General features: G+C 50.1%; 10 protein-coding genes. 4 read left to right on the top strand and 6 right to left on the bottom strand.

Going from position 1 to position 12,936, the window contains the following annotated elements:
* The first annotated feature begins 41 nt into the window (after window positions 1-41).
* Window positions 42-2,555, top strand: coding sequence for a YfhO family protein (locus LX66_RS20505; protein WP_145717024.1), 2,514 nt, complete (start codon window positions 42-44; stop codon window positions 2,553-2,555).
* Between the two features lie 40 nt (window positions 2,556-2,595).
* Complete coding sequence (locus LX66_RS20510; protein WP_145717026.1) at window positions 2,596-3,909, top strand: glycosyltransferase; 1,314 nt, start codon at window positions 2,596-2,598, stop codon at window positions 3,907-3,909.
* 7 nt (window positions 3,910-3,916) lie between these two features.
* Here LX66_RS20510 and LX66_RS20515 read toward each other — a convergent pair whose 3' ends face one another.
* On the bottom strand, window positions 3,917-4,921 hold the full coding sequence (locus tag LX66_RS20515) for a glycosyltransferase family 2 protein (RefSeq protein WP_145717386.1): 1,005 nt from the start codon (window positions 4,919-4,921) through the stop codon (window positions 3,917-3,919).
* A 270-nt stretch (window positions 4,922-5,191) separates the two neighbouring features.
* Here LX66_RS20515 and LX66_RS28205 point away from each other — a divergent pair, with 270 nt between their 5' ends.
* Both LX66_RS28205 and LX66_RS20520 read left to right on the top strand, forming a co-directional pair.
* Window positions 5,192-5,353, top strand: coding sequence for a hypothetical protein (locus LX66_RS28205; RefSeq protein ID WP_158642695.1), 162 nt, complete (start codon window positions 5,192-5,194; stop codon window positions 5,351-5,353).
* A 109-nt stretch (window positions 5,354-5,462) separates the two neighbouring features.
* A complete protein-coding gene (locus LX66_RS20520) occupies window positions 5,463-6,968 on the top strand; it encodes a lipopolysaccharide biosynthesis protein (RefSeq protein WP_145717028.1) in 1,506 nt (501 codons plus the stop codon).
* Between the two features lie 56 nt (window positions 6,969-7,024).
* Here LX66_RS20520 and LX66_RS20525 read toward each other — a convergent pair whose 3' ends face one another.
* From LX66_RS20525 to LX66_RS20545, 5 genes are all read right to left on the bottom strand, one after another.
* Window positions 7,025-7,942, bottom strand: a complete 918-nt coding sequence (locus tag LX66_RS20525; protein WP_145717030.1) for a glycosyltransferase family 2 protein — start codon at window positions 7,940-7,942, stop codon at window positions 7,025-7,027.
* Between the two features lie 18 nt (window positions 7,943-7,960).
* A complete protein-coding gene (locus LX66_RS20530) occupies window positions 7,961-8,872 on the bottom strand; it encodes a hypothetical protein (RefSeq protein WP_145717032.1) in 912 nt (303 codons plus the stop codon).
* Between the two features lies 1 nt (window position 8,873).
* Window positions 8,874-9,698, bottom strand: coding sequence for a class I SAM-dependent methyltransferase (locus LX66_RS20535; protein WP_145717034.1), 825 nt, complete (start codon window positions 9,696-9,698; stop codon window positions 8,874-8,876).
* A 77-nt stretch (window positions 9,699-9,775) separates the two neighbouring features.
* Window positions 9,776-10,690 (bottom strand): class I SAM-dependent methyltransferase, encoded by a 915-nt coding sequence (locus LX66_RS20540; protein ID WP_145717035.1) that lies wholly within the window; start codon window positions 10,688-10,690, stop codon window positions 9,776-9,778.
* Between the two features lie 69 nt (window positions 10,691-10,759).
* Complete coding sequence (locus tag LX66_RS20545; RefSeq protein WP_158642696.1) at window positions 10,760-12,901, bottom strand: CshA/CshB family fibrillar adhesin-related protein; 2,142 nt, start codon at window positions 12,899-12,901, stop codon at window positions 10,760-10,762.
* Window positions 12,902-12,936 lie beyond the last annotated feature (35 nt).

Here is a 12,936-nt window from a genome sequence, read left to right on the forward strand (position 1 = left end):
ATATATTTGCTACTTATCTGTTTTAAAAGCTTACCATAAATATGAAGAATAACTGGCTCAAGGCGCTGCTGCCGCATGTAATCGCAGTAGTTGCATTGTTGATACTAACAATACTGTACTGCAAACCTGCGCTGGATGGCAAGGTGCTCAGCCAGAGCGACGTACTGCAATGGCAGGGCATGGCCAAGGAGTCATTGGACTATAAGGAGGAACATGGCATTACGCCCCTGTGGACCACCAGTATGTTTGGCGGTATGCCTACATACCAGATGGCCATGGAGGGCCGGTACAAGATCAGTACCATCATACCTGCAATCCTTACATTCGGGTTGCCGAAGCCGATCAATGTGCTGTTCCTCGCCGCCGCCTGTTTTTACCTGCTGTGCGTAATACTGGGCGCCAGACCGTGGGTAGCTTTTATGGGCGCCGTAGCCTTTACTTATGCCAGCTATTCTCCTATCATCGTCAGCACCGGCCATGACTCCAAGATGATGGCCATGGCCTATATGCCTGCAGTGGTAGCCGGTATCGTGCTGATTACAAAACGTAAATACGTGCTGGGCGCAGCCGTTACGGCGCTGGCCCTCACTTACCTGATCGCCGCCAACCATCTGCAGGTCACCTATTATTTCTTTTTACTGCTGGGTGTAGTGGCGGTTGCCTATATCGTATACTGCATTCGCGAAAAAGAGATAAAGCATCTGCTGATTGGCGCCGGTGTCACCATTGGCGCAGTACTCCTGGGTATCGGTTCTAATGCGCTTACCCTATGGACGACTTATGAGTATTCCCATGCCAGCAATCGCGGCGGCACTTCGGAGCTGTCTCCCCTGCCCGGGCAGGAAGCCACCAGATCCACCGGTGGGCTGGATAAGGATTACGCCTTCCAGTGGAGCTATGGCAAGCTGGAAACCCTTACCCTGCTGGCGCCTAATATTTACGGCGGCAGCTCCAGCGGAGACCTGAGCACCAGCTCGGAAACCTACAAGGAGCTGACCAATATCGGCGTACCGGCCGCGCAGGCGGAGCAAATGATCCAGCGCTGGCCCTTGTACTGGGGTGACCAGTCATTGCTGGGCACTTCCGGTCCCGTATACCTGGGTGTGGTGATATGCCTGCTGGCGGTACTGGCGCTGTTCATTGTAAGATCCTGGCATAAGTGGTGGCTGGTGGGCATTACCGTTCTTGCCATCCTGATGGCCTGGGGCAGCAACTTCGCCAGCTTCAATTATTTCCTGTTTGATCACCTGCCTTTTTATAACAAATTCCGCGCGCCCTCCCAGGCGCTGATCATACCGCAGCTCACCTTTGCCATACTGGCCGTGATGGGGCTCAACGAGCTGGTAAACGGCCAGTTGCCCAAAGCGGAGCTGTTCAAAAAACTGAAATGGACCGGGATGGGCATCGGCGGTATCCTGGTGCTGCTGTTGCTGCTCTCCGGCAGCCTGTCCTACACCAACTACTCCAACGATCCCGAGCGCCCCGGCACTGATAACCAGTTCCAGGCACAGCTCACGCAAATGACACAGGGCAATACTGCCGTAGTGGATGGGCTGATGAAGGCCCTGCGCGAAGACCGGGAAGCCCTGTACCGCAACGATGTGCTGCGCTCGCTGGTGCTGGCCGGCCTGGCATTTGGCTTACTATGGTTCTTCCTGAAGGGCAGGTTAAAAGCGGAATGGATGACCGCCGGTATCGTGGTGCTGGTGCTGTTTGACCTTTTGCAGGTGGACCGGCGCTACCTCAGCACGGATGATTTCCTGGACCCGCTCAGCTACGGCAATGTATTTCAGCCTTCTGCCGCTGATCAACAAATACTGCAGGATAAGGACCCGTATTACCGCGTGTATAACCTGACCGCACCCGGCGGCCCTTTTAATGACGCCATGACCTCCTACTTCCACAAAAGCGTAGGCGGTTATCACGCAGCCAAGCTGCAACTGTACGTGGATCTGATCGAAAGACAGATCAGCAAGAACAACATGCAGGTCCTGAATATGCTGAACACCAAGTACATTATACAGGCCGGTCCTGACGGACAGCCGGTAGTCCGCCGCAATCCCGGCGCCCTCGGCAATGCCTGGTTCGTAAAGCAGATACAATGGGCGCCCGATGCAGATGCGGAAATGAAAGCGCTGGACAGCCTTAACCCGGCAGAAACCGTGGTGATAGACCAGCGTTTCAAACCGGAGGTAAAAGGCGAACCGGTTTATGACTCTGCTGCTACCATCCGCCTCATTGCCAATAACCTGAACACCATCTCATACGAGTACAATGCCGCAACGCCACAGTTTGCCGTATTCTCGGAGATATACTATAAAAAGGGATGGAAAGCTTTCATTGACGGCCAGGAGACCCCCTATGCGCGTGTTAACTATGCCCTGCGGGGTATGATGGTGCCGGCCGGCAAACACACTATTGAATTCCGTTTTGAACCGGTAGCTTACTACCTGGGCGATAAAATAGGGCTGGTAAGCTATATTATAATGTTGGGCCTGTTAGTCAGCGGCATCGTGATCAATATAAGAAAGCGGAAAAAATCAGCACTTGCATGAACCGGTATTGTCAATAAGCGCAAACAGGAGATATTAAACGTTGGAAAAGATTTTACTCGTAAACTATTACTGGCCCCCCTGCGGAGGCCCGGCTGTGCAGCGTTGGCTGGATATTACCCATTTTCTGGCGCAGCATGATGTGCAGGCCAGTGTGGTCACGATTGACGAGCAGGTGGCCACTTTTCCTTCCATTGATGTTAGTCTGAAGGACAGGATACACCCTTCTGTCAAAATATTCACTACACAGACAGGAGAACTTTTCAGCGTTTACAAAAAATATATCGGGAAGGGCAAGGTGCCCTCTACCGGGCTGGCGGATGAACCGGACCCTAACTTCCTGCAAAAGGTGGCCCGGTTTGTAAGGGGCAACTTCTTCCTGCCCGATCCAAGGATCGGCTGGAATAAATATGCGCTGGAAATGGCGACCCGCGTTATTGAGGAGGAAAGGATAGGGCTGTTCTTTACAGCAGGTCCCCCCCACTCCACGCACCTGGTAGGACTCCAGCTCAAAAAACGTTTCCCGCAACTGAAATGGATCGCTGATATACACGACTACTGGACGGATGTATCCTACTTGAAGCTGTTTTACCGCACCGCTATTGCCACTTTTTTTGACAGGAAGCTGGAACGCAAGGTGCTAAACGGCGCAGATGCGGTAATGACGCATTGCAACGCCTCCCGGGAACTGTTGGGCAGCCGGATCACCAGGGGCAGACGGGACAAAGTGTTTGTACATACTATGGGCTTTAATGAAGCCCTGTTTCCTATAAAACCGCCAAAAGAGCAGGCGGCCTTCGTGCTTTCCTACGTAGGCATGATCACCTCGGCCTACAAACCTGCTCCCTTTTTCAAGGCCCTGGCCAATGCAATCGCGTTACAGCCGGATATTCCTTTCAGGCTACAATTTGTAGGCTCCTTTGACCCTGCACTGAATAAGGTTCTGGAAGAAACGGGGCTGACAGCTTATGTAACCGTAACGGGCTATGTGCCGCATGGAGAGGCCATTGCCAGCCTTTATAAAAGTTCCGCACTGCTGATTATCAACCCGGAGTTTGACAAAGAGCGCATGCATGTGCCTGGTAAACTGTATGAATACCTGGCTACTTTTAAACCTGTTATCAGCATCTCGGCAAGCGGAAGCGAAACGGGACAGATACTGGAAGCATGCAATGCCGGGCGACATTTCGAAAGAGACGATACGGACGGCATGACAGCCTACATCGTGGAATTGATGGCACAATGGAAAGAGCAACGGAATATCGACCTGCCCTATAACCCCACCGTCTATACTAAATACGGGCGCCGCAGTGAAGTAGCCTCGCTGGCCGAAAGGATCAGGACTTTACTGCAGTAGCAGCTCCTCACAGCATTTTATAGAAATGTGGCTTGTTCCTGATGATGACCGGCGCCAGCATCCATGTCCTCCACACATTGGCGGCCAGTTGGCCAGCCCTGTGCCAGTAGGCAAATGGCGACCTTCCATTAAACAGGTTATCGAAAAAGCTCGCAATAAAGAACACCGGTACCGCCAGGGAATAATTTAGCAGCAACACCAGGAACCACCCGGACCCAAACTGCTTACGCACCCGCAAGTGGTTGGATACCATCAACTGCAAGCCCTTCCGGCTGTAAAGGTCATAATACCCTTTCCCGCTTGTTTCAAAGGTAGCATTGGCAGTTTCTCCCTGCAGGTGGGTTACCTTCAGGTCGCCATATATCGCCAGGGTGCCCCTTCGTTTTATACGACTGCACCATTCCGTTTCTTCGGCATACAGGAAAAAATCCTCATCCATCAGGCCTGCCTGTGCTATTGTAGACTGCTTTACCATCAGGAAGGCCCCGTTGATCCAGTCCACTTCCTGCTCCGCCTGCGCCTGCTTTACATTCGGCACTTTGGTTTTAAGCGCATATCCCAGCCCGCGTAAAAAGCCACCCCAGTAAGGCAATGGCAGCAGGTGGTTGAGGCCACCTCTCATAAAAAAGTTGCCGCTGATCTGCGGAGTGCCGTCAGGGTTCAGCAGTTGCACACCGCAGGCTGCATGCGCCGAAGCCCGGAAACGTTGCACGCACTTGTCCAGCGCATGATCCAGCACAATGGTATCAGGGTTCAACAGCAGGATTATACCCCCTTCGGCTATACGCATACCAGCGTTATTGGCGCGGGCAAAGCCTGCATTATTGTCCAGTTGCAGCCAGCGCACCTGTGGATAGGTACGGGTAATGATCTCCCGGCTGTTGTCGCCGGAGTTATTGTCCACTACAATAATTTCATATGCAATAGCGGCGGTTTCCTGTATAATGGAGTGGATGCAATCCAGTAACAGGTCCGCGCTCTTATAATTAACAATGATAACAGACAGGTCCATATCCGGCATTGAAAAAGGCTAAAATACAAACTTTCTCCCAGTGCTCGTTTTCTTGCCGGCTCTCCCACCCGAAAAGAATAGCCATTATTATTTATAGCGGGCAGACATTGTTTCTTCGATACAGAAAAGAATCATTATTTTTCGGAACTGGTACGTATATTCGGGAATTGGAGCGGGATATCATTAAAAGCAAGCAATCACGTACTGAGCGTTTACGTAATTGGTGTGCTTGTAAAAAGTGCTGCTTATGCTGGTGTGAATATAGGCACTGTGCAGAATATCCAGGTGGCCTTCAAAGGCCCCGGCAGTGCGGAATGGATAAAACTGAGCGACTCCAGCACCGGGTACTGGCGTTTAAAGAATGAATTTAACGACATATCAGGTGTTTATCAAGGCTGGGAGTTCTGCGATGGCAGCAGCATCTGCAATTAAGCACCCCTGCCAATATCTCTCCTGTTGTATGCTCCCGGCGGGGCCGGGAGCATACAAACTTTTCCACACCTCTCAATTTTTTCCCATCTTTACATCCAATTGACGAAAGATGGGCACTATCAGAAAACAAAGCATTGTTTCTTCGATCATTATCTATACAGGATTTGTAATTGGCGCGCTGAATACCTGGTTTTTTGCCAGCCACTATTTTACACCGGAACAATATGGTCTTACCCGCGTGCTGCTGGATATTACACAAACGCTCTTCGTACTGGCAAATATCGGCGCTGTTCCGGTCATGTATCGCTTTTACCCCTACTACCGTGACTGGCTGCCCATGCAGCGGCGGGACCTCTTTGGCAAAACCACATTGATATCCCTGGCCGGCTTTGTATGCGTATCCATAGCCCTCTTTGCTTTTAAAGACCTCTATATCCGCAAATTCATGGGCAACTCCCCTATGCTGGTGCGCTATTTTTACGCTATTTACCCCTTTACTTTCTTCCTGCTGATATTCTCCCTGCTGGAAGCCCAGGCATGGAACCATTTTTCCTCCCTGGCTGCCAACTTCTTCAAAGAACTGGGGCAACGGTTGTTCACTACTTTCCTGATCATACTTTTTATACTGCACTGGCTGAACTTTGACCAGTTTATTACCGTGTACTCACTATTGTATGGCGTATCGGCAGTATGCCTGCTGATATACCTGGTCCGGAAAAACCAGATATCCTTTACCATAAAGACCAGTGTAATTACCCGCCGCCTATATAAGAAAATGCTGCCTTTCGGTCTCTTTGTGTTCCTGGTATCCCTTTGCACCATGGTGTCCAGGACCTTTGACGGCATTATCATTTCCAGCCTGCTGGGACTCTCTTATGCCGGGATTTTTACTTTTGCCTCTTACATTACCTCCCTGCTGGAAGCGCCTCAGCGAGGACTTATAGCGGCATCTGTACCGGTGATCGCCCAGGCATGGAAAGACAAGGACCTGGGGCGCATTTCCCGTATATACCAGAAATCCTCCATTAATATGCTACTGTTCTCCGGCTTCCTGTTCGGGTTGATATGGCTGAACCTGCATAACGCAGTCATTATTTTTAGAATAAACCCGGAGTTTATGCGGGCGGAGACCGTATTGCTTTTACTGGGGCTTTCCAAGGTCATTGAACTGGGCACCGGGGTCAATGCGCAGATACTGGGCACTTCCCGGTATTGGAAAATGGACCTGGGTACCAATGTGATACTGATCATAACCCTTATCCCGCTGAACTACCTGCTGATCAAAAAATGGGGGATTAACGGCTCCGCTCTCGCCACCCTGATCGCTTTCTTCATATTCAACGTCATCCGCTTCACACTGATCTGGGTCAAGTTCAAAATGCAGCCGTTTACCTGGCGTACGCTGGCAGCCATTGGCGTGCTGCTGAGTAGCTATGCCATTGCGCATTACCTGGTGCATATTGATATTCCCTTGCTGGAAGCCGTCGTACAATCCATCTTATATGCCACAGTCTCCTTACTACTGATCGTCAAACTGCAGGTTTCAGAAGATATCAACCACCTGGCGGAAACAACGCTACAAAAGTTGAAAGGGTTTTTTTCCCGTAACATGTAGGAACTTAACCTATTATCGCATTCTGCCCGGGTCTTCCTGCAGCAGCACCTACATACTTACAGCTTCCCGGTAAAGCGGTTAAAAAGATAGTTTAGCAACATGAGACCTTTCGAGATCATCCCCGCCTTTAGCCATGAAGCAGCTACCATGCTTTGCCAGGCCACCATACTTAAAACGGGCGCCGGCACCTGCAGCTCCCCGGCAAATTGCAGCAACTGCTGATGGTTCCTGATGCCAGCATTGCGGATCAGGCGCCACCATTCGTCATAGACTTTTACATTTCGGATGGTTCTAATGCCCGCGTGGTAAATATGCCGGAGCCATTCGGGCAGTAAAAACCCGCGTAAAAAAATCACATCATGCCGGGAACTGGCGCCCTCCATTCCAAAACGGGCCACCAGCAGGTTCGCATATTCAATAGCTATTTCCCTATGCTTAAAACAGTTAATATTAAATGCCCAGTCGGCATGGGTCCTGTACTGTATGTCAAACCCGCCCACTATGCTGAATACCTTTCTATGATAGAAAATTGCCTGGTGCGAAATATTGGCATGCAACAGCTTTTCATAGTCAAAAGGCCCGTCGTACCAGTGCTTGGCTGCCCCAAACAGCACATTCCCATACACAAAAAGCGCACCTGTTTTTTGCAATACCTGGGATATCTGCTGAAAAACGGAAGCATCCAGCAGTTCATCATCAGCCCCCAGGAAGTACAGCCACTCGCCCCGGGCGGCCTGGATGCCTTTATTCATGGCATCATATATACCTTTATCTTTTTCTGAAAAGAAACGAACTCTCGGGTCCCGCCCTGCCAGCTCCTGCACAATGGGGACCGTTTGATCGTTTGATGCCCCATCCATTATTATCACCTCAAATGCCGTAAACTGCTGCTTTAGCAAGCTGAGCAATGTTTGCCGGATACTTTTTGCTGCGTTAAAAGAGGGTATAATAACAGAGATTAAAGGAGATTGCATTAAAATTTCGTTGTAGGTTTATCCATTTAAAATACGTTCATCCAACCGGACCCAAAGAAGATATAGTTTCCTTCTTATCCTGGCGCCTAAGTTTTCAAACCTGCCTGTTCTTACTGCCTCCCCATCCTGCCTTTTCCCCGCACGGTGATGGTCCAGAAGCTGGCCGTAAGGCGAATTTGCCATAGGCTTTCCTGAATAATAGCTTACCTGTTTCTGGTAATACTGATCGGCACAGTTGAATTCTCCCTGTATCCTGTATGCCGGTAGCTTGTAATGGTTGCCATACTGCGTAGGCATCCGGTACATAGGAATATGATGCCTGGCAGCCAATAAGGAAAGGATAGACTGATCTCTGCGGTGCGCTATAAAATCCGGGAGATTTTTTTTACCCAGTGTATTAGGGATGTCGGTGATAATTCTTTTATCTTTCCCATATTCCAGCCACTCCTGGAGAAATGCTATGGATTGTGCACACTTTCGGAACAAGGCAAAAGCGCCGTCGCACTGCGTACCCCGCCAGTATTTTTTATGGTCGCAACCCATTAAAATAAAGCAATCGCGTTTTGTCCACATGGAGTTGGGCAGGTTGCCGTTGGCAAATAACAATACGGGCTGTTCCTTTTTACATATGCGCACCAGTGGTTCAATGCTGTCTATCAATTCAATCCCCGCATCGGAATAAACTACTATATCCCCTTCTTCCACCTGGCGCATGGTTTCCAGTATGATGTAAGGTTTCCAGAGCCAGCAACCGGAACCGGTGGGGATATCAAGTATTTCCCTGTTCTCTTCATAGAACGGGGTTTGCTTGATATCTTCAAAATCATAACTGTTGATGTGCGCTATACCGAGTTGTCTGGCAGAGTTATTGAGACGGGTACGTGCCTCCCGGAAACGGTAGTCGGACAGGTTTGTAAGCACCACCTTCATGTTACAGCTTAAAGTTTGCGATCATCCCTACCGAATGTGGAGGTTCATGCTTTCCAATCCAGCCATTTATGTGCAGAAAATAAATGTCCTCGATCTTATACGCCGAGTCGTATTTTTGAATGATCTTAAAAAAGGATTTCTTCATTTTGCCCACCAGGTCGTCCCATACAATAATAAACCGGTCGGCCAGGAGGTTATACTTCACCAGCATTTCAAATTCAAACAGGATCGCTTCCGGTGTATGCAGCGCGTCGGAAAACACCATATTGAACCGCTCTCCTTTCAGCCTGGCCCAACTGTTCTCGTCCCATACATCGGCGCTTAAATACCGTACCGGCATATTTTTGTACGTAAAGGAGCTGAGCGATGATTGCTTTTTTTTGATGGAACTGCGCGGCGTATCCCATTCAGTTTTCCCCTGGTATTCCAGCATCCGGCCCAACACCGGGTTGATCTCTTCAATATCGTAACCCGTAAATTGCCCCTGGTTGCGCCCATGCAGCAACTGGAAAAAGTTCTTGCCGACAGAAACGCCGATTTCCAGGTAATTCAGTTCCGGGAAATGCTTTCGTGATAAATACAGCATCAGGTCAGTATAGGTCAGCTCCTCCCCTATATCATAGTTGATATCTCCCCTGATAAAGTCAGGAACGCCATAGCTGAAACAGGAATCTTTCATCGCCTCCTCATCAATCCAGTCGGGTACCAATTGTAATGCGGCACGGTTCATTTTTATCAGCTCAGCCATTTCACCGGTATCATAGGCAACGGCCGATTTTGTGTCAATTTCGCCGGACGACAGAAGTTTTTTGATCGCGTTCAACATAATACTTTTGTTTAGCATCCCTTTAGGGCATTAACACAAATATAATACCTAATAAGAATTTAGCTTCGGGAAAAGACTCACAGCTTAGTGAATACGGCCACAATATTTCTCCCCACAATAAAGGGAGAGAGAAGCTTCATACCAATTTTATACAAAGGGCGGGGCACAACAGACATAACCTTGCCCAGCAAAGGACGTTGCTCTTGCTGATGTTCTACCTGCACCTCATACCACTCCCTGTACTCCCCACGATCGTTTCGCAAAGGCTCAACAATCACGTTTTCCACCGTCACGTTATAGAAGCCGGGCAATGCCATAAAGGCTTTCTTGCTCCATAAGCCCGCATGGTGCGGCGGCAGGTTAAGCAAATGCCATTTATCATGCTTATAAAGATATGGATTGTTGTTAGGCACACCAATGATCAGCTTGCCCCCTTTTCTCAACGCCAGTAAACAGGCATCGAGATAGCCCCGTACATCGTAAATGTGCTCCAGCACCTGAAAAGTACATACCACATCGTAAGCTCCTTCATGCCGGGCGGCATGCTCCTCTATCAATTCTTCATCCATCTGCAGGCCCCTGGCTCGTCCTGCTTCAATAGCCCGTGGATTCAGTTCAAGCCCTCTGGCATCAATTCCCTTGTTTTTCATTGTCTCAAGGAAAAAACCATCGCCTGTTCCCACTTCCAGCACCTTATCTGTAGGCCGGATCTTCGATACAGCATAGGTATGCTCCCACTTTTCTCTGGCGTAATACTGATTATGCGCCTCTTGCAGATCGGCGTAGAACTGCCCATCCCCGAATATCGTGCCAGGATAGTAAAAACGGTACCCGGTGTCCAGGCATTCATATAACTCCACGGTGGGAACATCCTTAAAGAAACGTGCTACCTGGATACCTCTCTGCCGGTAATTTTCAATGATCTGGTCCGCTGGAAACTGTGCTACCAGCGATACGTGCTCACTATGTGTAACAGGGCTCTTGATTGCCATTAGATCCGATTAGGTTTTTCGTTGGAAAAATACTAGCTGGTGAAGGTATAAAATTTTTTCGTAGCTTACCTATAGGACCAATGTTACAGTGCCATTTCTAACAATGTTCCCACAGGCCGTTGTTGCCTTTATCTGATATACGTATGCGCCTACCGGTTGCAAATGCTCACGGTATCTGCCATCCCAGCAGGCATTGGGATTGTTGGAGTGAAATACCTGCTCGCCCCACCGGTTGTAGATCGAAAAATCGAGACTGGTCACCTGTCCCCAGTATTTCAGGCCGAAACAATCATTACGGCCATCCCCGTTTGGCGAAAACGCAGAAGGCACTGCATAGACGCTGCGCGCGGAGACAAAATCCACATTCACCTGTATGGAATCCTGTGCACTGCACCCGTTAATATCGCTGATACGCACATGGTAAACCGTTGTTTGCGATGGTGAAACAACCGGGTTGGAGCTAACAAGGTCGGCAATACCATCTGCAGCCTCCCATAGGTAGCTAACGCCGCCCGTGGCACTCAGCAAGGCCTGCCCGTTTGAGCAGTCAAGATCATTGGACTTTGAAACAGCAGTCACCGGCAGGTCATTCACCACTACACGAACAGTCTGCTCCTCGGTTATATTGCAGGTATTGTCCGTCATCCTTATTTTATAATCCGTAGTGACATCCGGTTGTACCGGGAATGCTGCGCTGCTTGCCAGCGGCTCATCCTCATCAGACAACCAGGTATAAACATCAGCGCCGGCAGCGGTTAATAATACCGTATCTCCCACACACACGGAAGGGTTGACCGGCTGATGAGAAAATACCGGCAGGGAACGAACATTTACGGTCACCGCAGCCGTACCGGAACACCCGGCCGCACTACGGCCGGTAACCGTATAGTGTGTAGTGGCGGCCGGAGCGGCAACAGGGGCCGCTGCTGCCGGATCAGACAACCCAGTAGCAGGCGTCCAATCATAGCCAGCCCCTCCGGAAGCGCCGAGTTGCACGGATTGCCCGCTGCAGATCGTTGCATCCGCCGTGGTGGTGACAGATATGGGGCTGCAGGGCACAAAATAATCCTCCACTTCTCCGTCTGCCGCTATGCCGGTCGGGCTTTGCACCTCCCCCATAGCGCTGGCTATCCGGAAACGGAATGCGGAACCGTTCACCGTACCCGTTGGCAGCAACGGCGGCAATCCGGTCCAGGTGAGAGAGGCAGCATTAGCATTGTTGGCTACCATTGCCGTCACGGCTTCCCCATTGCTAAATACGCCATCTTTATCATAATCAAACCAGCCGGCCAGGAATGCACTGCTCCCCGTTGTATTACGAACATTTACTGCAACGCTGTAAGTACCGCTGCCATCATAATCCTGGAAGCTGCTTACACCATCTTCATCAGCGCCGCTGGCATTATCATCCGTTGTCTGCAAAGGATCGGCGTCCCCCGGGAGCGCACCCAGCATTAATGATTGTGACTGCACGATCCCGGGCAAAGGAGGCAGGTAATTGCATCCATTGTTATTTACATAAGTAAGTGCATGTTGCGCCATTCCATAGCTGGCCGGGAGATCGCCGCGGTCCACCGGTGCAAATATGCCGAAGGCAATGGCCATCCCGCCCTGTACCGTTTTTCTAAACGTCACATCTACCTGTAATGTCCCGCTGGCAGGAGCGGTGGTTGCCAGTACAGGGTTCTGCCCTATACCGGCGCTTCCGCCATAGGTATCTGTCAGTATTACGGTTTGTGTACCACAACCGGTCAGTGGATTGGAAGTTTGCGATGAATTCCGGAACAGCTCTAATATGGACCAGTTGCTTCCGTCAGTTACCAATGTGGTATGTTCGCTCAGATCGCTCCCCTCAGCATCTGCAGCTACAAAAGTAAAAGGCGTTGGCAGGCCGTTCCTGGTGGCCGAGATCTGTACCGTGAAGGTTGTTCCCGATAACGTATAATCCGCAAACAACGCCGGTTGTACGGCAGGATTGGTAAAATCATAGAGGAAATGCAAAACGGCGCCGGACCATGTATTCATGATACTGGGCTGGGGGACTGCGCCGGTCACATTAGAAAAGGTCATGGTGACCGTAAGGCCGTCGGCCGTGTTGAAAGTTCTGGAAGCGCCGTTTTGAAGGGCAAAACCGGCCCAGTCAAACCACCAGATATGATTTTTAAGCACTCCTGTGCCACTGGTGGCATATTGGGCTGACACAGGCTGCATAAACAGGAAAACAGGTAATAACAGGGATAAAATTA

Origin of the sequence: Chitinophaga japonensis, assembly GCF_007830125.1 — a bacterium.
Lineage (GTDB): Bacteria > Bacteroidota > Bacteroidia > Chitinophagales > Chitinophagaceae > Chitinophaga > Chitinophaga japonensis.

What these genes read in the sequence shown, in the direction of transcription:
- LX66_RS20520 (WP_145717028.1), top strand. Translation starts at nt 5,463, where the DNA reads ATGGGCACTATCAGAAAACAAAGCATTGTTTCTTCGATCATTATCTAT.
- LX66_RS20540 (WP_145717035.1), bottom strand. Translation starts at nt 10,690, where the DNA reads ATGGCAATCAAGAGCCCTGTTACACATAGTGAGCACGTATCGCTGGTA.
- LX66_RS20525 (WP_145717030.1), bottom strand. Translation starts at nt 7,942, where the DNA reads ATGCAATCTCCTTTAATCTCTGTTATTATACCCTCTTTTAACGCAGCA.
- LX66_RS20535 (WP_145717034.1), bottom strand. Translation starts at nt 9,698, where the DNA reads ATGTTGAACGCGATCAAAAAACTTCTGTCGTCCGGCGAAATTGACACA.
- LX66_RS20515 (WP_145717386.1), bottom strand. Translation starts at nt 4,921, where the DNA reads ATGGACCTGTCTGTTATCATTGTTAATTATAAGAGCGCGGACCTGTTA.
- LX66_RS20545 (WP_158642696.1), bottom strand. Translation starts at nt 12,901, where the DNA reads ATGCAGCCTGTGTCAGCCCAATATGCCACCAGTGGCACAGGAGTGCTT.
- LX66_RS20505 (WP_145717024.1), top strand. Translation starts at nt 42, where the DNA reads ATGAAGAATAACTGGCTCAAGGCGCTGCTGCCGCATGTAATCGCAGTA.
- LX66_RS20530 (WP_145717032.1), bottom strand. Translation starts at nt 8,872, where the DNA reads ATGAAGGTGGTGCTTACAAACCTGTCCGACTACCGTTTCCGGGAGGCA.